At 53.3% G+C, this 22,315-nt stretch carries 16 protein-coding genes; 14 read left to right on the top strand and 2 right to left on the bottom strand.

Going from position 1 to position 22,315, the window contains the following annotated elements:
- Nucleotides 1-83: 83 nt before the first annotated feature.
- Nucleotides 84-2,774 carry a cation-transporting P-type ATPase gene (locus CCY32_RS02885; RefSeq protein ID WP_088329044.1) on the bottom strand — a complete coding sequence of 897 codons (2,691 nt, stop codon included), beginning with the start codon at nt 2,772-2,774 and terminating at the stop codon, nt 84-86.
- Between the two features lie 235 nt (nt 2,775-3,009).
- Here CCY32_RS02885 and recC point away from each other — a divergent pair, with 235 nt between their 5' ends.
- The 6 genes from recC (at nt 3,010) to CCY32_RS02860 (ending at nt 12,982) form a co-directional block, all read left to right on the top strand.
- Nucleotides 3,010-6,315 carry an exodeoxyribonuclease V subunit gamma gene (gene recC / locus CCY32_RS02880; RefSeq protein WP_246840507.1) on the top strand — a complete coding sequence of 1,102 codons (3,306 nt, stop codon included), beginning with the start codon at nt 3,010-3,012 and terminating at the stop codon, nt 6,313-6,315.
- Nucleotides 6,312-9,836: an exodeoxyribonuclease V subunit beta gene (gene recB / locus CCY32_RS02875; protein WP_088329043.1), complete on the top strand. Its 3,525-nt coding sequence runs from the start codon at nt 6,312-6,314 to the stop codon at nt 9,834-9,836. Before recC ends, recB begins: the two co-directional genes overlap by 4 nt.
- Nucleotides 9,830-11,692, top strand: coding sequence for an exodeoxyribonuclease V subunit alpha (gene recD, locus CCY32_RS02870; RefSeq protein ID WP_088329042.1), 1,863 nt, complete (start codon nt 9,830-9,832; stop codon nt 11,690-11,692). The genes recB and recD overlap by 7 nt, the downstream gene beginning before the upstream one ends.
- Nucleotides 11,693-11,792: 100 nt before the next feature.
- Complete coding sequence (locus tag CCY32_RS02865) at nt 11,793-12,272, top strand: DUF6265 family protein (RefSeq protein ID WP_141096164.1); 480 nt, start codon at nt 11,793-11,795, stop codon at nt 12,270-12,272.
- A 112-nt stretch (nt 12,273-12,384) separates the two neighbouring features.
- Nucleotides 12,385-12,510: a hypothetical protein gene (locus CCY32_RS17425; protein WP_281492499.1), complete on the top strand. Its 126-nt coding sequence runs from the start codon at nt 12,385-12,387 to the stop codon at nt 12,508-12,510.
- 91 nt (nt 12,511-12,601) lie between these two features.
- On the top strand, nt 12,602-12,982 hold the full coding sequence (locus tag CCY32_RS02860; RefSeq protein ID WP_088329040.1) for a VOC family protein: 381 nt from the start codon (nt 12,602-12,604) through the stop codon (nt 12,980-12,982).
- A gap of 113 nt (nt 12,983-13,095) precedes the next feature.
- Here the strand turns inward: CCY32_RS02860 and CCY32_RS02855 are convergent, their stop codons facing one another.
- Nucleotides 13,096-13,623, bottom strand: coding sequence for a DUF2062 domain-containing protein (locus CCY32_RS02855; RefSeq protein WP_088329039.1), 528 nt, complete (start codon nt 13,621-13,623; stop codon nt 13,096-13,098).
- Between the two features lie 56 nt (nt 13,624-13,679).
- Between CCY32_RS02855 and CCY32_RS02850 the strand changes: the two genes are divergently transcribed.
- The 8 genes from CCY32_RS02850 to nagZ all read left to right on the top strand — a co-directional run bounded on the left by CCY32_RS02850 (nt 13,680) and on the right by nagZ (nt 22,281).
- Complete coding sequence (locus CCY32_RS02850; protein ID WP_088329038.1) at nt 13,680-15,941, top strand: DNA internalization-related competence protein ComEC/Rec2; 2,262 nt, start codon at nt 13,680-13,682, stop codon at nt 15,939-15,941.
- Between the two features lie 92 nt (nt 15,942-16,033).
- Nucleotides 16,034-17,788, top strand: a complete 1,755-nt coding sequence (gene msbA / locus CCY32_RS02845; RefSeq protein ID WP_088329037.1) for a lipid A export permease/ATP-binding protein MsbA — start codon at nt 16,034-16,036, stop codon at nt 17,786-17,788.
- The gene (gene lpxK, locus CCY32_RS02840) at nt 17,788-18,756 is read left to right on the top strand and encodes a tetraacyldisaccharide 4'-kinase (protein WP_088329036.1); all 969 of its coding nucleotides are present in this window, start codon (nt 17,788-17,790) and stop codon (nt 18,754-18,756) included. Before msbA ends, lpxK begins: the two co-directional genes overlap by 1 nt.
- Nucleotides 18,746-18,946, top strand: coding sequence for a Trm112 family protein (locus CCY32_RS02835; protein WP_088329035.1), 201 nt, complete (start codon nt 18,746-18,748; stop codon nt 18,944-18,946). The genes lpxK and CCY32_RS02835 overlap by 11 nt, the downstream gene beginning before the upstream one ends.
- Before the next feature lie 5 nt (nt 18,947-18,951).
- A complete protein-coding gene (gene kdsB / locus CCY32_RS02830; protein WP_088329034.1) occupies nt 18,952-19,707 on the top strand; it encodes a 3-deoxy-manno-octulosonate cytidylyltransferase in 756 nt (251 codons plus the stop codon).
- Between the two features lie 2 nt (nt 19,708-19,709).
- Nucleotides 19,710-20,372: an SDR family oxidoreductase gene (locus tag CCY32_RS02825; RefSeq protein WP_088329033.1), complete on the top strand. Its 663-nt coding sequence runs from the start codon at nt 19,710-19,712 to the stop codon at nt 20,370-20,372.
- Nucleotides 20,373-20,585: 213 nt separating this feature from the next.
- Nucleotides 20,586-21,116 (top strand): PilZ domain-containing protein, encoded by a 531-nt coding sequence (locus tag CCY32_RS02820; RefSeq protein WP_088329032.1) that lies wholly within the window; start codon nt 20,586-20,588, stop codon nt 21,114-21,116.
- A gap of 151 nt (nt 21,117-21,267) precedes the next feature.
- Nucleotides 21,268-22,281 carry a beta-N-acetylhexosaminidase gene (nagZ, locus tag CCY32_RS02815; RefSeq protein ID WP_088329031.1) on the top strand — a complete coding sequence of 338 codons (1,014 nt, stop codon included), beginning with the start codon at nt 21,268-21,270 and terminating at the stop codon, nt 22,279-22,281.
- The last annotated feature ends 34 nt before the right edge of the window (nt 22,282-22,315 follow it).

Raw genomic sequence — 22,315 nt, 5'->3', positions numbered from 1 at the left:
TGGATGCCCGACAACAGCATTCGGGCATACCCCTTACGCCAGTCATTCCCGCGCAGGCGGGAATCCAGTGCCTTAGTGGCCGGTCAGGAACAGTTGAATGACGTGAGCCTGAGCCGGATCTGTTTTTCCAGCTCCACCACCACAAACAGAGCAATACCAATACCTGTGATGATTAGCCCGTCGGCGAGCGAGACGGGGCGGGTGTCGAATATCCGTTGCATAAAGGGCAGATAGGTAATCGCCAGTTGTGCCAGAATCACGATACCCACCATCAGCCACACCACAGATGTGCCTTTAATGGCCTGCCAACTGAAGGAGGTGCTGTAGCTGTGACGGATAAAAAACAGGTAAAACATTTCCATGATCACCAGGGTGTTTACGGCCAGGGTACGGGCCAGCTCAATGCTGTCGCCGCGAGCGCTGGCATAGCTAAAAATACCGAACATACCGGCCAGAAATAAAAAACTGACCAGTATCACCTGCCAGGCTAATACACCTGATACAATCGGGGCATGTCGGGAACGGGGCGGGCGCTGCATGGTACCCGCTTCGGTGGGCTCAAAGGCCAGTGCCAGCCCTAAGGTTGTGGCGGTAATCAGGTTTACCCAGAGGATTTGCAGGGGCGTAATCGGCAGGCTCATGCCCAGCAGCAGAGCAACAATAATGGTCGCCGCTTCACCACCATTGGTGGGCAGGGTCCAGCCAATCACCTTTTTCAGGTTGTCATACACCGTACGGCCCTGTTCCACGGCGGCCGCAATGGTGGCGAAATTATCATCGGCAAGCACCAGATCAGAGGCTTCTTTGGCCGCTTCACTGCCTTTAAGGCCCATGGCAATCCCGGCATCCGCGCGTTTCAGGGCTGGCGCATCGTTAACACCGTCGCCTGTCATGGCTACGGTAAGGTTGTGAGATTGCAGCGCCATGACCAGGCGTAACTTATGTTGCGGGCTGGTACGGGCATAGATGTCGATATCGTTGACCAATAAGGCCAGTGCCGCATCATCCAGGGTTTCAATGTCAGCACCGGTAAGAACCTTCTCGGTGTTCTGCAGACCTATTTTCTCACCGATGGCGCGCGCAGTACCAGGGTGATCACCTGTGATCATTTTAACCTTAATGCCTGCTGCCAGGCATTGCGCCACCGCTTCCACCGCTTCTTCACGAGGCGGATCCATGATGCCGATCAGGGCCTGTAAACTCAGGCCCTGATCCAGATCCTGCATCTTCAACAGGGTATGTTCTGCGGGTACTTCTTTTACTGCCAGTGCCAGTACCCGCTGCCCCTGTGCCGCCATTTCCTGAGCCTGTTGTGTCCAGTAGTCCCGGTCTATTTTATCGCTGGTGTTGTCATTTCCCCGCACGCTGGTGCACAGATTAATCAGCTTTTCCGGCGCGCCTTTAACCATAATGCAGCCATGGCCCTGATGATCATGATGCAGGCTGGCCATAAACTTGTGTTCGCTGTCAAAGGGGATGGCATCGGTGCGGGGCCAGTCCTTGTGACTGTCCTGCTGATTCAGGCCAGCCTTAAGGGCAAAGCTTAACAGCGCCGCTTCCATGGGATCGCCCTGTATCGACCACTGGCCCTGCTGTTCATGTAAGGCGGCATCATTGCAAAGCAGTGCTGTAAGGGCTGCTGACTCCAGGGCCGCCGGTGTACGTTGCAGGGGCGTTTGCTGTTCATCGAGAATTACCCCTGAGGGCGCATAACCGGAACCCTCCACCTGATAGTTTTGAGCTGCGGTTTGCACCTGGATGACCGTCATCTCATTGCGGGTCAGGGTGCCGGTTTTGTCGGTGCAAATTACCGATACTGCGCCCAGGGTTTCAATACTGGGCAAGCGCCTGACAATCGCATGACGTCGGGCCATGGCCTGCACGCCAATGGCAAGGGTAATGGTCAGCACAGCAGGCAAGCCTTCCGGAATGGCAGCGACGCTCAGCCCCACAATAATCATAAAAAGCTCAGTAAAGGGGTAGTTGAGCAGGTTGTACCCGACAATCAGCAACATGCCCGCCAGTACCAGGATCAGAGCACTGAGCCATTTGGCAAAACCGGCCATTTGCTCAACTAAAGGTGTGGTAAGCTGCTCAACTTCGCCGAGCATACGGTTGATCTTGCCAATCTCAGTGGCAGCCCCTGTGGCTACCACCAGTCCGCGGCCCTGACCTGCGCCGACAAAGGTGCCACTGAAAGCCATTCCTGAACGCTCTCCTAAGGGGGCATCGATGCTAACCGCATCGGTATTTTTATTTACCGCCACCGATTCGCCGGTGAGTATGGCTTCCTGAATACTTAAGTTATGGGCTTTTAGCAGGCGCATATCGGCCGGAACTTTGTCACCGGCTTCGAGTAAAACCAGATCGCCGATGACCAGATCCGTGGCCGCAATGGTTTGGCGTTTGCCATTACGGATCACCGAGGCATTAGGCGCCAGCATATTACGCAATGACTGCATAGCCTGCTCGGCTTTGCCCTCCTGTATATAACCGATAATGGCATTCACCAGCACGACGGCCAGAATCACGGTGGTATCCAGCCAGTGACCTAGCAGGGCGGTGATCAGGCTGGATATCAGCAACACATAAATCAGAATATTGTGAAACTGCAGCAAAAAGCGCAGCCAGGCCGGTTTGCCTTTGACCTCAGGCAGGCGGTTTGGGCCGTTTTCTGCCAGCCGTTGATGTGCCAGCTCAGAACTTAAGCCCTCTGCGGTGCTTTGCAGTGTTTGTTGTACCTCTTCGCTGCTTTTTGTATGCCAGTCAGTCATATAGCTGAATCCGATCCGTTATCAAGGCTTTGTCCAGTGTATCGGAGTTGTGTGGTATCTGCGCTGATCCGGGTCATTATTTTCACTCGTGGTAAGGAGAAACTCTCCTTTGCCACGCAAACTCAAAAAGACCTCAATGACATTAATTATCGCCACTTGCGGATCAGGTTGTTAAGATTATTCATCTTAAGTGACAATATGACGTCATGTGCTTATCACAGGCAGTTTGGAGGCGGTGGCATTGCTGTATTTGGTTCAGTCCAACAAAATGGAGATTCTGGCATCGCAGCTATGTCAGACCCTGTCATCCAAAACCCATGACGCGCAGGCCCTATTTCAATCGCAGGTTATCTGGGTGCAAAGCCCGGGTATGGCGCAGTGGCTCAAATTACAGGTGGCAGAGCACACCGGTATTGCCGCTAATCTCACCTTTCCGTTACCCTCAAGCTATATTTGGCAGTTATACCGCCAGCTGTTACCAGATATTCCCGAATCCTCGGCCTTTACCAAAGACAATATGACCTGGAAGCTGATGGCGCTGTTGCCGCAACTTTGCTCGCAGGACGTGTTTGCGCCAGTGGCTGATTATCTGGCAGGTGACGGTGAATTAAAGCAGTTTCAGCTGGCACAAAAAGTAGCGGATTTATTTGACCAGTATCTGGTATACCGGCCCGACTGGATCCTGGCCTGGGAGCAGGGTGATGACGCCGTTATTACGGCTGATATGCATAAACATGCCTGGCAGAGCGCACTGTGGCGGGAGCTCATTGCGTACAGCGAGACACTGGGTGAATCGCCCTGGCATCGTGCCAATCTGCATCAGGCGCTGCTGGATAAACTCAAAGAGCAGGATTGCAGACAGAAACTACCCTCACAATTGATGGTGTTCGGGATCTCGGCCTTGCCGCCCCAGCAGTTGCAGGTACTACAGGCCATCGCGCAGCAAATTCCGGTTTACCTTTATTGGCTCAATCCCAGTTGCCATTACTGGGGCGATATTATTGATCAGAAGGGCCATGCCGGAAGCCAGCTTGCGGCACTGGAGCAACAGAACACAGATAGCGATTACCTTGATGTGGGCAACCCGCTTTTGGCCTCCTGGGGCAAGCAGGGCCAGGATTTTCTCGATTTACTGTTGCAGCTTGAACCACAACAGCAGGATCTGTTCGTTCAGCAGGTACCTGATACCTTATTGCTGCACTTACAGGATGAGGTGCTTGAGCTGACGCACCGGGGCAGCGCCGAGCCTTTAGCGGCTGATGAGCTTGTCCAGCCTTCTGTCTATCCCAAAGTTGAGCTTAAGGGCAGCGACAACAGCCTGCAGGTGGTCAGCTGTCATTCCCGGCTCAGAGAGCTTGAAGTGCTGCAGGACAGCCTGCTGGATTACTTTGCGCGCAACCCGGATGCCCATCCGGGTGATGTGATTGTGATGATGCCGGATGTCAGCGACTATGCACCACTGATCCCCGGTGTGTTCGGTGGCCATAAGGGCGAGCGGGCCATTCCTTTTGCCATATCCGATCGCGGCGCTATGCAGGAATCACCGCTTTTAATCAGTTTCTCCAATCTGATGCGCCTGCAGCTTAAACGCCTGTCACTGACCGAAATCCTCGATATTCTTGAGGTGCCGGCGGTGATGCGCCGCTTCGCTCTGACGCAGGCTGAGTTTGAACAGCTCAGATTCTGGCTGGCCGATGCAGGCATACGCTGGGGCCTGGATGCAGAGGATAAAAGCCGCTGGCAATTGCCGCAGGACGGGCAGAACAGCTGGTTACACGGGTTAACCCGGCTGATCAGTGGTTATGCCATGTCGGCCCCCCTTTATCAGAGAAAACCAGCACCAGGTGCTTCTTCAGAGACCTACGCAGAAGCGGCGATCAGCGGCCTGATTGCGCCCTATACCGATATGGAAGGTCAGGACAGCCGCATACTGGCCAAACTGCTGGACTTTCTGCGCGAGCTGGGGCTGTGGCTGGAGTTTTGCCAATATCCGCGCGCCCTCAAAGACAAAGTCGCCTGGCTGGATCAGCATCTGCAAAACATCTACGCCGCAGAAGAAGACGAAGAGCCCTATCTGCTCAGGCTGCGTCAGGCGCTGGAAAGTCTGGCCCGGCATCAGCACCAGTATGATGGCGAGATTGAACAGCGGGTGTTCTGCCAGGCGCTGGAGCAACAATTACAGGAAAGCGGTGTGGGCCAGCGCTTTCTGGCCGGGGCGGTGAATTTCTGTACCCTGATGCCCATGCGCAGTATTCCATTTAAGCGGGTGTGCCTGTTGGGCATGAACGACAGCGACTATCCCCGCCAGATTATACCCATGGGCTTTGATTTAATGGGCCTGACGCCTCAGCGCAAAGGGGATCGTTCCCGGCGTCTGGATGACCGCTATTTGTTTCTTGAAGCCCTGCTGTCGGCGCGCGATGCGGTGTATATCAGTTATCTGGGCCGTAGCCAGCGGGACAACAGCGTGCAGGTGCCCAGTGTGCTGGTGGAAGAATTACTGGATTACTGTGAGCAGGTGTATGCAGCCGAAGAGGGCAGTTCTGTGCGCGAGCGACTACATCAGCAGGCCCATTTACAGCCTTTTCATCCGCAGTATTTCAGTCAGGATCCTGGCCGCAGCTATGACCCTCAGAGCCTGAATCTGGCCAGATTGCTGGGCCAGCCAGCAGCGCCACAACCCTTTTTCACCTCCTTGCAGTCTGTGGAGCCACAGTCTCAGGTGAGCACAGAAGAGTGGCTGAAATTTTTCCGCAATCCGGCGCTGGGCTTTTTTCAGTTGCGCTGGCAGGCCCGTTTCGCCTCACTGGAACAGCAGCTTGAAGATGAAGAGCCTTTTGCGCTTGACGGCCTGAGCCGGTATCAGTTGCGCCAGAGACTGGTAGAAGCCGAAGACATGCAGGGCTGTTTTGTGGAGATGCGTGCCGAGGGCGTGTTGCCAGTGGGTAACAGTGCCGGGCTGACCTTTAATCAGGTCCGACAGGACAGCGAGGCGCTGAACCAGCGACTGGCCGTTTTTCGGCGAGAGTACAGCCCGCGCAGGGTATTGCTGGAGCTGGAGATTGACGGCTTGTTATTACAGGGCGTGCAGGATCATCTGTATCAGGATCAGTTAGTGCTGTGGCGCTCCGGTAAGGTGCGCGAGCAGGATAAACTCGATCTGTGGCTGCGTTTACTGTTGCTCAGGGCTCAGCAACAGCCGGTTACTCAGGCGGTATTTGTCGGCACCGAATCAGACCCATTTGTGGTAGCCGCACCACAGCCGCAGCAGGCGGAGGAATATTTACAGCAGTTTGTGGCGGCCTGGCGCAGTGGCCACAGCAGGCCCTTACCCCTGCTGATTGCCAGTGCCTGGTGCTGGCTTAAAACCGGTGATAAGGATAAAACCCTGAAGGCCTATCTGGGCAATGACTTTCAGCCCGGAGAAGGGCAGGAGCAGCATATTGCACGTATCTGGCCCGATCTTGAGGCGATTTTCGATGAATTTGCCGATATCAGTGAACGGCTGGTCGGGCCCTTATATGCAGGGAGTGAAGCATGAAGCCACTGGATTTATCCGGCTTTCCCTTATCCGGTCAGTCCCTGATCGAGGCCAGCGCGGGCACAGGTAAAACCTTTACCATCGTACACCTGTACCTGCGTTTGTTGATTGGTCATCAGTGCGCACCCTTAAAGGTGGATCAGATTCTGGTGGTAACCTTTACCAATGCTGCCACCGCCGAACTGAAGCACCGTATTCGCAGCCTGATCCATCGCTGTAGTGTGGATTTTTATGCCGGTAAAAGTGATGACAGCTTAATTCAGCGTCTGATCGATGAGGTTGAGGAACCTCAGCAGGCCTTCCAGCGCCTGCAGCTTGCCAGCCGGCAGATGGATGAGGCGGCCATTTTCACCATTCACAGTTTCTGTCAGCGGGCGCTGGTACAACATGCCTTTGAAAGCGGCGAACGTTATCAGCAGGAGCTGATCCTGGATGAATCTGAACATTTGAATCTGGCGGTAAAGGACTTCTGGCGCAGTGAAATTGCCCCGTTACCGGCGCCGTTGCTGGAACTGGTGTTGTCGTTCTGGGGCGAGCCTGCTGCCCTGCAGCAAAAACTGCGACCGCTGTTAAGTCAGTCGGTCCAGGCGGAGGAGCCCGATGAGGATCCTCAGCAACTGTTTTGCCGCTATCGACAGTGCCTGCAGCAAACCCGTGACTGGTGGCTGCAAGAGCAGGTGGCCGAGCAGTTATTACAGGCCGGCTTAAAGAAAAATACACTGTTAGGTAAAGGCGAGGTGATTTACCGCCTGGATGATTTTTTCCGCTCTGAAGAGGTATTTTTCAGTGGCCACAAGGATGGCTGGCAGGTGCTTTTCCCTCATAAGGTACAAAGTGCAGCGACTAAAACCAGCAAAGATTTATCCCATCTGAATTTCGGCCCTTTTGAGTTGTTGCATAAGCTGGAAGGCGAGTTACGCCAGGCCCTGCAGGTGAGTCTCAGCCTTAAGGCGCTGGCCGAGGTGCGCCAGCGGCTAAGTAATAACAAAGATCAGGCTAATCAGCTCAGCCCCGATGATCTGCTCCGCCATCTGCAGAGGGCCCTTGGCAGCAGACAGGGTGCTGATCTGGCTAGTGCCATACGTAATCAGTATCCGGCGGCACTGATTGATGAATTTCAGGATACCGACGCTACCCAGTTTGAGATTTTCTCGACCCTGTATCCGCCACAGGGCCAGCACTGCCTGATCATGATTGGCGACCCCAAACAGGCGATTTATGCTTTTCGTGGCGCCGATATCTTTACCTATATTCAGGCCAAGCGCCTGGTGGATGAGCAGCGCCGTTTTACCCTGGACACCAACTGGCGCTCACGCCATGAACTGGTAGAGGGGGTTAATCATCTTTTCGCGCAAAGCCGCGACGGCTTCTTATTTAACCGCGATATTCCCTTTATGCCGGTTAAAGCGGCTGACAAACAAGCCCGTTTACTGGTTCAGGGCCAGCCACGGGCCGGTATCTGCTTTAATTATCTGGCTACCGAAGATCCCAAAGCCTTATCTGTGGTGCAATCCCCTCTGGTGCAGGATTGTGTGAATCAGATTGCCGGCCTGCTGCAACTGGCGGAGCAGGGGGAAGCAGTGATCCAGGCGAAAGATCAGCAGCGGCCGCTGCAGCCTGGCGACTGTGCGGTACTGGTGCGGGATAAAATTGAAGCGGATATGATCCGCACCGGCCTGCGCAAGGCCAATATCGACAGCGTGTTTTTAGTGCGCCGCAGTGTGTTCAGTACACAGCTGGCCCGCGACCTCTACATTCTGCTTAAGGCCATACACAACCCCGCCGATGAGCGTCTGGTCAAGGCCGCCATGCTCACTGAAATGGTGGGTCTGGATGCCGCTCAGTTTGAACAATGGCTTTTAGATGAACTGCGCTGGCAGGATCTGCTCTGGCAGTTTTTCCATTGGCAAAAGCTGTGGCAGCGCCAGGGGATAGCCAGCGCCCTGGCTCAGATGCTGGATAGCCTGGAGATCCAGGTATCGCTGATGCGCCGCTTCGAAGATGGCATGCGCCAGCTGACCGACCTGCGCCATTTGCTTGAATTGTTGCAACAGCAGGAACAGCAGCACAGGGGCGAAAGCCAGTTATTGCGCTGGTACCACCAGATCCTGCTGGAGCCCGATGATAATCATGAAGCCCAGCAGTTGCGTCTGGAAACCGATGATAAACTGGTGCAGATAGTGACCATGCATGCCTCTAAAGGGCTCGAATATCCGCTGGTGTTTATTCCTTTTGCCTGTAAGTACAGTGCCACCAAAGAGGCCTTGTATCATGACGATGAAAACCGGTTGCGGGTGGATTTCACCAATGCCGACAGTGCCCTTGAACGGGCTGCCTATGAGCGTTTAGCCGAGGATATTCGCTTGTTTTATGTGGCACTGACCCGGGCTGAGCATTATTGCAGCCTTGGTGTCTGGCACCCCAACACCGGCGGCAATACTAAGGCATCAGGGCTGCTGCAGACGGCGCTGGGTAACCTGGTTATCGGCGGTACAGAGAATCTGCATAGTACGATCCTGGCCGATAAGCTCGACGCGCTGGCCGATGGGGTAAATATTCAGTACCGGCTGATTGAACCCTCGTCGCCAGTCAGCCTTAACCGACAGGCAAATCAACAGGAGCAGCAACTGAGCTGTGCGGTGGCGGGTAACAGCCATTATCAGCGCTGGCGCCTGACCAGTTATTCAGCCATCAGCCAGCAGCAGGATAAATTACCGGCCCCTGGCTATGACGAGGCGCCAATCACTGTGATGCCACCGCTGCCGGAAATGCATTCTGAGCAGGACAACAGGTTTAGCTTTCCCCGCGGTGCGCGGCCTGGTTCGTTTTTACATGATGTACTCGAACATGCCTTGCAACCCGACAGCCCGCCACTGGCAGAGCTGGTTGAGGCGCAGGCCATGCGTTACGGGATTGAATCGCGCTGGTGGCCGGTGGTGAGCAGTTGGTTATCTGATGCAATGCAAACCCCCTTTGTTGAGGCAGGTTTGTGCCTGAATAACCTTGAGCAGTTGCTGGCGGAAATGGAATTTCATTTGCCGGTGAATCAGATCAAGGCCAGTGCTTTTAATGCCGTACTTAACCGTTATCGCTCCGATCTGAACGCCCATTATGATTTTGAGACCTTAAACGGTGCCCTCAAAGGCTATGTGGATCTGATTTTTATGTATCAGGGCAAGGTTTACGTGGCCGACTATAAGTCCAATCATCTGGGTGACAGCTTTGCCGATTACAACACCGAGGCAATGGGCCGAGCCATGCAGGAGCATGATTATGAACTGCAGGCGATTCTGTACTCTCTGGCCCTGCATCGCTGGCTACAAAGCCGCCTGGAGGATTATGACTATGATCGCCATGTGGGTGGTGCCTGCTACTTGTTCTTACGCGGCATGACGGCGGAGCAAATAGACAGTGGCTGTTATTTCACCCGACCGCAGAAGGAACTGATCATGGCGCTGGATAAGCTGTTCAGGGGCCACAGCCGGGATGATAATCAGATGGAGCAACTGGAACTATGTTAAGCGCCGGGCATTATCTGCAACCTCTGCAGGAAAAGGGCTTTGTCGATGCGCTGGATACGGCGCTGGGGCTGTTTATTGCCGACCAGGAAAGCGAACATGGTGAAGAGATGGGACTGGTGGCCTGTATTCTCAGCCAGCAGCTGGGCGCACAGCATTTGTGCGTGAGTGTGGATGAACTCTGCCGGATTTATAATCTGTGGGTGGCAGAGCTACAGCAGCCCCTACCCATGCTGTTTGAATCTCAGCTACTGGGACTGTTACAGCAAAGCCGCACGGTGACTCAGGCCAGCGAACAACGTCATCCGAATACGCCCTTGGTACTGGATAATCAGGCGCTGTACTTGCAGCGCTACTGGGATTATGAGGTGGCACTGTGTAATAAGCTCCGTGAGCTGGCATCGCGCACCCTGGAAGTGGATGAGGAGGCCTGCGGTCCCATACTCAGACAGCTATTTGGCGATTCTGCACAAACGGGGCCCGATTGGCAGCAAATTGCCGTGGTGCAGGCGGCCAGTCAGGCGCTTTGCATTATTACCGGTGGGCCAGGGACGGGTAAAACCACTACCGTGACCCGTTTGATGGCCTTAGTACAGACGCTGGCAGCGACGCAGGGGAAACGGCTGCGTATTGCCATGACGGCGCCAACAGGTAAGGCGGCGACCCGCCTCACCGAATCCATAGAGCAGGCGCGCCGCCGTTTACCAGAATCCATGAGCCAGAGTCTGCCTCACCAGGCATCAACCTTGCACCGGTTGTTGGGCAGTATTCCTAACCGTAAGCAATTTCGTCATCATCGCGACAACCCGCTGGCACTGGATATGCTGATTCTGGATGAGGCATCCATGGTAGATCTGCCGCTGATGGCAAAGCTACTCGACGCCCTGCCGACGGATTGTCGTGTGGTGATGCTGGGTGATCGTCAGCAACTGGCGTCAGTGGAAGTGGGTTCGGTACTCAGTGACATCTGCGCCAGTGTGCCGGTGTGGGGCGAACAACAATTCACGGCGCAGACCGCTCAGCGTATTGCCCGTATCACCGGTATTGACCTTGAACCTTGTCAGCAGCCTGTCAGTTCTGTACAGGATAACCTGGTAATGTTGAGTAAGAGCCATCGTTTTGACTTCCACAGTGGTATTGGTCAGCTGGCATCGGCGGTGAATCTGGGGAATCTGACAGCGGTGCTGCGCTGTTTGTCGTCCTCTGATTATGCCGATCTCAACTGGTACGCTGAGGCAAGCCCTGGCGAACTGGTTGAACTGGCCTGTCGGGGCATGCAGGATTATTTTGCCGCGGTGGCAGAAAAGGATATCGGCCAGGCCTTTACCCAGCTCAGTAAGCAACAGGTATTATGTGCCACCCGCAAGGGCCAATGGGGTAGTGAAACGCTCAACCGGCAAATAGCCTTGAGCCTGATGCGTCGCAACTGGATTAAACCGCAGCAGGAGCTGTATGCAGGCTTGCCGGTGATGATCACCCAGAATGATTATCAGGTGCAGTTGTTTAACGGCGATACCGGTATTTGTCTGCCCGATGACAACGGCCTGCTCAAGGTCTGGTTTCAGCAGGAATCGGGCACCTTAAGAAGCATTCTCACCAGCCGCCTGCCAGCCTGGCAACCGGTGTATGCCATGACCATTCATAAGTCGCAGGGCTCAGAATATGAGCATGCCATAATCAGTCTGGGCGACAATCCTGGGCAGTTTGTCAGCCGTGAATTGCTGTATACCGGCATCACCCGGGCACGTAAAGAGCTGACCCTGTTTGCGCCGACGCAGCAATTGCATAATGCGCTGGATACGGTCAGTCAGCGCGGCTCTGGCCTCACCTGGCGGCTGCAAAACAGTGGGGCCTTATAGCGCGTGAGGCACTGCCATATCGTGACAGGATTGATGTTGTGTTTGCCCATGAGAATGTGGGTAGGATTCTTTTCCGCGTAGCGGTTTTTAAGGAGATGATATGCGTGGCTTCATCCTTTTTATAGCAATCCTAATTCCCTCATACGGTGTTATGTCTCAACCACCTGCTTCAAGTCCATCGCTGCCAGCCTGGTTAGCCGGATGCTGGTCTGCTGATAACCAGGAGGCTGGCTCCGGGGAGCATTGGATGCGTCCCGCAGGCGGCATGATGCTTGGAATGAGCCAGACCGTGAAAAATCAGAAGACCGTTTCCTATGAGTATATGCGAATCGTGGCTGAGGATTCCGGCCAGCTAACATTTGTTGCAATGCCTTTGAATCAGGAGGAAACCGTATTTACTCTGCGGACCTTTACACACAATCAACTGGTGTTCGAAAATCCCGGCCATGACTTTCCACAACGTATCCTCTATGAAGCTGTTGGCGACAATAAGCTGCATGCCAGGATAGTGGGCACACGGAACGCCAGCGAGCGCTCAGTGGATTTTTATTTTACGCGCCAGGCGTGTCCGTCACTGTGAGGCTTTGGCGCTTGTGATGAAACCTCAGGCGCCTCGGCGCTGGGCCCAGACTTAGCTGGTCTCACAGAGCCCTAGAGCGGAATAACACCAGGGCGCAATAAAAGAGCCGATAATGAACAAGGCATACCGGGTGGTGGCTGTGGTAATTGTTCTCGGTGCGGACATTGGCATGGTAATGGCAAATTATTTGGGTTCATTATTTGGTAAAAAAGATGCAATCAAACCGCGTAGCTTCTGAATGTGTAATGATGTGAGTCATAGCATACTGAAGTCTTGATCACACTGCTCATGGGGCAATGTCAATGGTCAGGATTGTGGAGGACAAGTCGATGAATATGAATCAGGTCACACTGCCGGTTTCAAATATGCAAAAGACCACAGCATTTTATCGAAAAATGGGTTTTTTGCAGATTGTTGATACACCGCACTATGCGCGGTTTGAATGCCCCCAGGGTGAAGCCACGTTTTCTCTGGCGCTGGAAGAAGCGCAATATGTCAATGGGAGTGTGATTTACTTTGAGCATGAAGGGTTAGATACACTGGTATCTGAACTCAAGGAAAAAGGGTTTAAATTTGATCAGGACCCGACGGATATGCGTTACCTCTGGAGAGAGGCCGTTTTGCACGACCCGTCGGGTAATAAAATAAAGCTATATTGGGCTGGTGACAATCGCCTCAATCCTCCGTGGCGGGTAGAGCGGGGCGAATAATGCTTGTGACGCCCGTGTATGCTCGCTGACCGGTGCCTTCTCCATGGCTTCAGACCCGCCGTTGTATAGGGTGTTTTATTGCACGGATTGTCATCTCATAAAGAGGTGAATTGCTAGGACTTCGGTTGCTGACGTTTCTCGGCCCGGGCTTTCCATGCCTTGCTGACGGAGAAGCGCCAGAGCAGGTTCATGGTGAAATACCCGAGTGCACCAAAGACTACCGCACACACCCCACAGCCGAGTAAAAACGCCGGGCCTATGGTGTTGAGACTGTCGACCACCCAGCTCCAGCTCAGTTCAAAATAAAAGGGTTCAGCGGGTCCGCCCAAAAGCCATACTCCTACTTTGTAGGCTGCAAAAAATATCGGCGGCATGGTAAAGGGATTGGTGATCCATACCGTGGCCACAGATAACGGCAGGTTGACGCGCAGGGGGATGGCCAACGCGGCGGCCAGCCACATCTGAAAGGGTACTGGCCAGAACGCGAAAAACATCCCAATACCAAAGGCCCCGGCCGCCGAGCGACGATTTAAATGCCATAAATTGGGGTCGTGCAGCAAGGTGCCAAACACCGCCAGGGCTTTTTGTCGCTTAATTGTTTGGTGATCAGGCAAAAAACGCCCGATAATTTTCTTTGGCATAAGGCTCTCTGATTCACGTCATTCCGCGTGGGAAATGAACCGATAAGGCTGCAAATATGGATGTTTGGCGTTTCAGTTTCATTACACTGAGTATGACCGTTTTATTATGGTCTGCATTGCCGCCTGTATGGATTTTACCGCCACTGCTTATTCTGACAATTATCCTCGCCCTTTACTACCAAAGATGGTGGCTGTCGGGCGCATTTGCTGCCATTTTCTGGATGGCGAGTGTAGGGCATTGGCAACAGGCTTGGCAACTGCCCCAGACATTGATTCAAAAAACGGTACTGATTGAGGGGCAGGTGAGCACCCTGACGCGCACTGAACCTGTCCAGCGCTTTACCTTAAGACTGTTGTCTCTGGAAAATCAGTCGGTACCTTCCGGTGTGTTTATTCGACTCAGTTACCGAAATCCATCTTGGCCGCTTAAACAGGGCCAGCGGCTCAGACTCGCAGTACGCCTCAAACCACCCCATGGCAGTGTTAATCTGGGCGGTTTTAACTATCAGCGCTGGTTGTTTGCTAATGGTATTAAAGCCACCGGATATGTGGTGCAGCAGACATCCAATGAGCTGATTGGTGGTAGCATCAGCCTGCGTCAACAGCTGCGGGATAATCTGGCGGCTCTGGAACTCAAGCACGGTGCCTGGTTACAGGCGCTCACTCTGGGGTATCGTGGGGCGCTGGAAGCCGAGGACTGGCAACTGGTTCAGCAAACCGGCGTAGCCCATCTTATTGCGATATCCGGTTTACACCTGGGTATTATCAGTGGGTTGAGCCTGTCGGTGCTGGTGTGGACAAGCGCGCGTGTGGTTAGGGGCAGCAGTGAGCACGCTAATTTGTTGAAATGGTCTATGGGCGGTGCGCTGATCGTCGCTGCCGGTTATGCGGCGCTGGCGGGTTTTAGTCTGCCCACCGCCCGGGCCTGGGTAATGCTGGCGTTGGTGACATGGTTGTGGCTGAGTGATCGTCACTGGCGACCCCGTCAGATTGTTTTATCTACCTTACTGATTTTTATCCTGTTGTTTCCGTTGTCGCTGTTCTCGTTTAGTTTCTGGCTGAGCTTTTCCGCCATTGCCATTATCTGGCTGGTGTTCTGGCGCTGGCCGGTGGCCTCTGCCGGTCTCAACTGGCACAGTGCCATGTGGGTGTTACTGCGCATGCAACTGGCACTGAGTGTGATGATGCTGCCGCTGGTCGCCTGGGAATTTAATCTGGTGTCTGTGGTGGCACCACTGGTCAATCTGCTTGCGGTACCGCTGGTTACCTTGTTGCTGGTGCCACTGTGTTTGCTGGGCCTGGCTTTGTTGGTAGTGTGGCCGGGCGCTGCGCGCCAGGTGTTTTCTTTTACTGATACCCTGCTGGAGCTCGGCATTGCCGGCTTACAGTGGTGCGCAAACTGGCAGTCAGCTTCCTTTGCTGTCAGACATATCCCGTTGATTGTGTGGATAGTGCTGGTTGTGGCCCTGATTATAGGGTGTTTACCGTTATCTCGTTGGAAATGGCTGGTGAGTCTAATCTGTTGTCTGCCGCTTTTGAGCTGGTTGCCGCCTTCACAGGCACCATACTGGATGGTAAGAGTTCTGGACGTAGGTCAGGGGCTGGCGGTGGTTGTTGAGCGAAGGGGACGGGCAATTCTCTATGATACGGGGCCGGCGTATCCCTCGGGCTATAACAGCGCTGACAGCCATATCCTGCCGCTGTTAAAAAGGCAGGGTATCAGGCAACTGGACAGGGTATTTATCAGTCATCATGACAATGACCATGCGGGCAGCCTTGGCGTTTTGCAGCGTGGCATCGTGATTAATACCATTGTGGATGCTGAAACAGGGTGTCGCCAGCCCTGGCAGGAACAATGGCAAGGACTCAGCCTTAAAGTGCTGTGGCCACCCACTGGCTACCAGGACTCTGAGAATAACCTTTCTTGTGTGCTGCATATCAGTGATGGTGAGAATACCCTGTTATTGCCAGGGGATATCGACATTGACATAGAGGGGATACTGGCTGCCGGTGAGGCGATTCAGGCTGATATTCTGATCGCCCCGCATCATGGCAGCAATACGTCGTCTTCTTCAGCGTTTATTCGCGCGGTAGCGCCAAAGTTTGTAGTGTTCAGCCAGGGCTATCTGAATCGCTGGCGTTTTCCTGACGTGGCGGTGGCGCAGCGCTATCATGAGCAGGGTACAACGGGGCTGCAAACCTCCCGTGAAGGGCAGATTGATTTTATGATCTATGCCAATCATATAGAGGTGAAAACGTATCGCCGTGACTATGCGCCTTACTGGTATCAGCGACCACCTTTTCATTTTCATGATTGAGTGTTGATGGTATTCAGTGTTGGGTAATTAGTGGCACAACGGTACAATAGCCTCATTCTGCCCGTCACCGGGCTAAAGCATAGTGTGAATAGATGAATAAAAATAAGCCTTCACAGACCGTATTCCGGCGTTTCCTGCGATATCAGAAAGATTACAAACTGGCATTTATGGTCGCCATTTTTGGCATGATCGGCTACTCCGCCGTGGATGCTTTTGTCTTTTCTCAGCTCAAACCCCTGATTGATGACAGCCTGGTTAAAGGGGACTTCGGCTATCTGCGCATGGCGGCGTATCTGATTGTGCCGATCTTTATTTTACGCGGCATATTCAACTTTATGGGCACCTATACCCTGGCCTGGATTGCCAATCAGGTGGTAATGAAAATGCGCCGACAGCTTTTTGATCAGTTTATTCATCTGCCAGTGGCGTTTCATGATCAAAACTCTTCCGGAAAAATGATTTCCAAGGTTATTTATGACACTGAACAGGTCACCAACGCCGCCGGTAAAGCCCTGTTAACCCTGGTGCGAGAGGGCGCGCTGGTGATTGGCCTGCTCAGTGTGATGTTTTATTACTCCTGGCAGCTGTCACTCATCTTTATGTTGATTGGTCCTGTCGTGGCAGCCATCGTCTATGTGGTCAGTAAGCGGTTTCGTATTGTCAGCCGCAATATTCAGCAGGCCATGGGAAGCCTGACCAGTACCGTAGAGCAGGTGATCAAAGGACATAAAGTGGTGCTGATGTTCGGTGGGCAAGCGATGGAGAAAGAACGTTTCGATCAGCGTAACAACCATAACCGCCAGCAGAACATGAAACTGGTGGTATCGCGGTTATTCAGTGAGTCGTCGATTCAGGTGATTGCCTCTATTGCGCTGGCGGTGGTGCTGTATATTTCCAGCCTGCCGGATATGCTGGAGCAACTGACGGCGGGTATTTTTACTACCGTGGTATTTTGCATGACCATGTTGCTCAAACCGCTGAAACAGCTCACTACAGTGAACAGCGAGTTTCAGCGGGGTATGGCCGCCTGTGGCAGTATCTTTGAGATCCTCGATCAGCAGCAAGAGCCTAATACAGGTCAGCTGCGTATCGATCGCGCCAAAGGGGATATTCTCTTTGATGGGGTGACCTTCAGTTATCCGGGTAAAGAGCAGGAAGCCTTGAAAGATGTCAGTTTCGAGATTCAGGCCGGACAGACGCTCGCATTGGTCGGGCGCTCGGGCAGTGGTAAGTCGACGATTTCCAGTCTGCTGACACGTTTCTATCAGACTGAGCACGGACGTATTCTGCTTGACGGTCAGCCCCTTAATGACATCAATCTGGAAGACTTACGTCGCCAGTTTGCACTGGTCTCTCAGCATGTAACGCTGTTTAACGATACTATCGCCAATAACATCGCCTATGGCTCTGAAGACAGTGTCAGTCGTGACGACATTCTGGAAGCGGCGCGCATTGCCCATGTCATGGAGTTTGTTGACGAGTTACCTGAAGGACTGGATACCAATATCGGTGAGAATGGGCTGATGCTCTCTGGTGGACAGCGCCAGCGCATTGCCATTGCCAGAGCCATACTGCGCGATGCACCGGTGCTGATTCTTGACGAGGCTACCTCGGCGCTGGATACGGAATCGGAGCGACTGATCCAGGACGCGCTGGATAAACTTCAGCAAAATCGCACCAGTCTGGTGGTGGCGCACCGTTTATCCACCATCGAGAATGCGGATAAAATTCTGGTGATTGACCAGGGGGGCATCGTCGAACAGGGCGACCATAAGAGTCTGCTGGAGAAAAAAGGTGCCTATGCACAACTGCATAAACTGCAATTCAAAGACGGAATGAGTATTTAGTGACAGCATTGGAAAAAGCCTGGTACCGGGGCAGCCTGTGGCTGTGGTTACTGGCCCCGTTGGCTCTGATATTTTATCTGCTCTCTGCCCTGCGCCGTTTATGTTATCGCCTGGGGCTAAAAACCACCCATAAAGTGGGTGCGCCGGTGATTGTGGTGGGTAATATTACTGTGGGCGGCAGCGGTAAAACGCCTCTGGTGATCCGCCTGTGCCAGTGGCTCAAACAGCAGGGCTATCATCCGGGGGTGGTCAGTCGTGGTTATGGTGGCAAGGCGCCGACCTACCCCTATACCGTAATAGCCGACAGTGACCCTGGTGTGGTGGGGGATGAGCCGGTGCTGATGCGCCAGCATCTGGGCTGTCCGTTGGTGGTGGACCCGGATCGGGTGCGCGGGGCCGCCCATCTGGTCAATACCCATCACTGCAATGTGATCCTCTGTGACGACGGATTGCAGCATTATCGTCTGCACCGTGATGTGGAAATTCTGGTCATGGATGGTGAACGCCGTCTGGGAAATGGCAAATTGCTGCCTATGGGGCCTTTGCGAGAGGGCCCATGGCGTATCGATGAGGTGGATTTTGTGGTGGTCAATGGCGGTATTGCCAATCCGGGGGAGCACCTGATGTCACTGGAAATTGGACAACTGGTGAACCTCAAATATCCGAGCAAAACCCAGCCCCTTTCGGCGCTGAAAAAGCCCGCTATGGCGCTGGCCGGCATTGGTAATCCAGAACGCTTTTTTAATCTGCTTAAACACCGCCAGGTTAAACTGAAAGAGACGCGGGTGTATGCTGATCACTATGCTTTCAAGGCCGGTGATATTCCCGATGACCTGGTATTGATGACTGAAAAAGATGCGGTGAAGTGCCGCCGCTTTGCCGGCTCACAATGGTGGTACCTGCCGGTAAGTGCTAAGTTAACCGAACAATTCAAACAACAACTGCTGGAAAAGCTTCATGGCCTTTGACAAAAAATTACTCGACATTCTTGCCTGCCCGGTGTGCAAGGGGGCGTTATACTACAATGCACAAGCCAGCGAACTGGTTTGTCGCTTCGATCGTCTGGCCTATCCGGTGCGTGACAACATACCTGTGATGCTGGAAAACGAAGCCAGACAAATGAGCAGTGAAGAAGTGGAAAAGCTCAAAGGTAAATAAGCCCAATGAAATTCACCGTAATCATTCCAGCCCGCTATGGGTCCACCCGTTTCCCGGGTAAGCCTTTGGCGGATATTCATGGTAAACCGATGATCCAGCATGTGGTGGAGCGGGCGTCTGACTGTGGCGCGGCCCAGGTGATTGTAGCAACCGATGACGCGCGTATCGCTGAGGCCGTCGAAGATTTTGGCGGGCGCGTGTGCATGACCTCATCGCATCATGAATCTGGTACAGAACGTCTGGCGGAGGTGGTGGACCGGCTTGAACTTGACGCCGATGAACTGGTGGTGAATGTACAAGGTGACGAGCCCTTTATTCCACCGGCTAATATTCAGCAGGTAGCAGAAAACCTTCATTTGCATCCGCTGGCAGAAATGGCCACTCTGGCGGTGCGCCTGACGGATGTGGAAGAGGTGTTTAACCCCAATGTGGTGAAGGTGGTCACCGACAAGCTTGGCTATGCACTGTACTTCAGTCGTGCCACGGTGCCTTACGATCGAAGTCGTTTTCTGGATGAAGACAACATCGACGAGGTGGGGGATTATTATCTGCGGCACATTGGCATTTATGCCTATCGCGCCGGATTTATTCGCCAATATGTCAACATGGCGCCCTCCGGGCTCGAACAGATTGAATCCTTAGAGCAGTTGCGGGTGCTATGGCATGGAGAAAAAATACATGTGGATATTGCCGCCGAGACACCGCCTCCGGGTATTGATACCCCGGCGGATTTGGCACGTATCCTCAAGGTCCAGAGGTAAGTATGGCAACCATAGTGATCACCGGTGCGAGCAGAGGTATTGGTCTGGCTCTGACCCAGGAGTATGTGCAGCGCGGCGATACGGTCTATGCCTTATGCCGCAACGCTACCTCAGCGCTACAGCAATGTGGGGCCAGGATTATCGAAGGTGTTGATGTGGCCGATGAAAATGGCCTGGGCCAGGCACTGAAGCCGCTTTCCAGCGTGCAGATTGATGTGTTGATCAACAACGCCGGTGTACTAGGCAGAGATAGTTTTGATAATCCGGATCCCGGCAGTATTAAAGAGCAATTCAGCGTGAATGCAATGGGACCGCTGCTGGTCACCCATGCGCTCTCTCCCCATCTTCACAAGGGCTCCAAAGTGGCGATGATCACCAGCCGTATGGGCTCTATGGCCGACAATGGTTCGGGAGGCTATTACGGCTATCGTATGTCCAAAGCCGCCCTCAACGCCGCCGGTGTATCTCTGGCTCGGGATTTAGCGCCCAGAGGAATCGCGGTGGCCCTGCTGCATCCGGGCTATGTGCAAACAGAAATGGTGGGTTATGGCGGTGATGTATCAGCACAGGTTTCTGCACAACGGCTGATGCAGCGCATCGATGATCTGACGCTCTCCAACACGGGACAGTTCTGGCATGCCAATGGCGATCCCTTGCCCTGGTAAATGTTTATTCTGATGTCTTGTTTAAAAACGAATTTTTATTTAGTTTAGGCATTGCGATACAGCGTATTCTGCTTCGCTGAATCGTGGTAAGGGAATTAACAGGCCAGCTGAATATGCAAAAAGTAATTGTTCAGACCTTTGCTGAACAGGACAAGGATTGGTTTGGTCCGGTACCGATGGGGACCCAACTGGAAGTATAATTTTTCGATCATTTTGACAGCCGCTTTCAAAGAAATGGTGGGTTATCGCTTTGGTCGCTACCTGATGCTCCGTTTTGAAGACATTAACTTTCCACAGCGCGAAGGGGTCACTGGCATGGTGGCCATCTGTCGTTTCTTGATAGAAGACAGTCTCGGCGAGTGTTTCGCCTTTAAAACCGAAATTATCAATCTGATGCGTCGTCCCGATCGTTTTTTATTTCTTGATTTTCCAAAAGAAATACATCGCAGGCCACTCAGGGCGAAAAGTGCTTTACCAGTCAGTATTCAGATGCTGGGTGAACAACAGCAGCGAGGTCGTCCTTTTGAGGGGTTGGTTCAGGATATATCGCCAGGAGGGTGTCGTTTCCAGTTTGAAGAGTCTAATACCGGGCGCAAAGTGAATTTACTGCCTGTGGTGATTACCCTGTTGAATAAAGACGGAATGGTGGAGCAGGAGATCCTCGGTAATGTGCGTAACTCCCGATATCAGGATAATTTTCTCAGTGTGGGCATACAGTTTGATGAAATCCAGACTGCATTTTAATAAGCACTAGACCATGTGTTTGCTTCAATCCGGTCAGTGATTGATCAACGATGAGAGAAGCCGGTTTAAGCGCTTGCTTTTATCTTTCTGGCGTTGCCTTTTAATGCCAATCACGTAAAGTAACCTTCTTTTATATCAGTATGTTAAACCTATGGGCCCAGTGATGTTGGATCTGGCAGATGGCCAGCTATCCGCAGAAGAAAAAGAGTTATTGGCGCACCCGCTTACCGGCGGGGTCATCTTATTTAGCCATAATTTCGACGATCCTGTGCAGCTAGAGGAGCTGGTAAGGGATATTCGCGCCTTTGCGCCCGGTCCCGTGCTGATTGCCGTGGATCATGAAGGTGGGCGGGTGCAACGTTTTCGCCAGGGTTTCAGCGCCATTCCGGCGATGGGGGCGCTGTTAGAAAAGGCCAATGGCGATCTGAATCAGGCGGCACAATGGGCTGAACAATTTGTCTGGTTGATGGCTGCCGAAGTCCTGGCCATGGACATCGATATCAGTTTTGCGCCGGTACTGGATGTTCGAGGGATCTCCGAAGTCATTGGTGACCGCAGCTTTGCGCCAGCACCAGAACAGGTTTCGATGCTGGCAGCGCGAGCCATGCAAGGTATGCGTCAGGCCGGTATGAAAACAACGGGAAAGCATTTTCCCGGTCACGGCAGTGTGCGGGAGGACTCTCACATTGCCATGCCAGTAGATAAGCGCAGTGAAACAGACATTCGCCAGTGGGATATGCAGACTTTTTGTGCGGCCCAGCAAAAGCAGTTGCTGGATGCCGTCATGCCGGCCCATGTGGTGTACCCCGAGGTTGATCCGTTGCCGGCCTGTTTTTCACGGCGCTGGCTAACCGATATTTTACGTGATGAACTGGGTTTTAACGGGGTCATCTTCTCTGATGATTTGTCTATGCAGGGAGCGGTGATGATGGGAGATTTTCACGATCGCGCCATGTCCGCAATGGAAGCGGGCTGTGACATGGTGCTGGTGTGTAACGATCGCGCCGGGGCAATTCAGGTACTGGATAAACTGGACCACCGCTACGCCAAAGGCAACAGACTGGAAAGCATGCTCAAAGGAGTTTCGCCGGATATGTCTGCGTTGCAGTCCACCGATCGCTGGCGTGATGTGCAAAATAACCTCAGGACGTTTTATGCTGATTAAAACACGCCTGATACTGGCAGGTCCGCTGCTATCA

The sequence above is a fragment of the Lacimicrobium sp. SS2-24 genome, assembly GCF_002201535.1.
GTDB lineage: Bacteria > Pseudomonadota > Gammaproteobacteria > Enterobacterales > Alteromonadaceae > Lacimicrobium.
The sequence above is the reverse complement of the archived record's forward strand: the minus strand, read 5'-3'. Positions and strand labels throughout refer to the sequence as shown.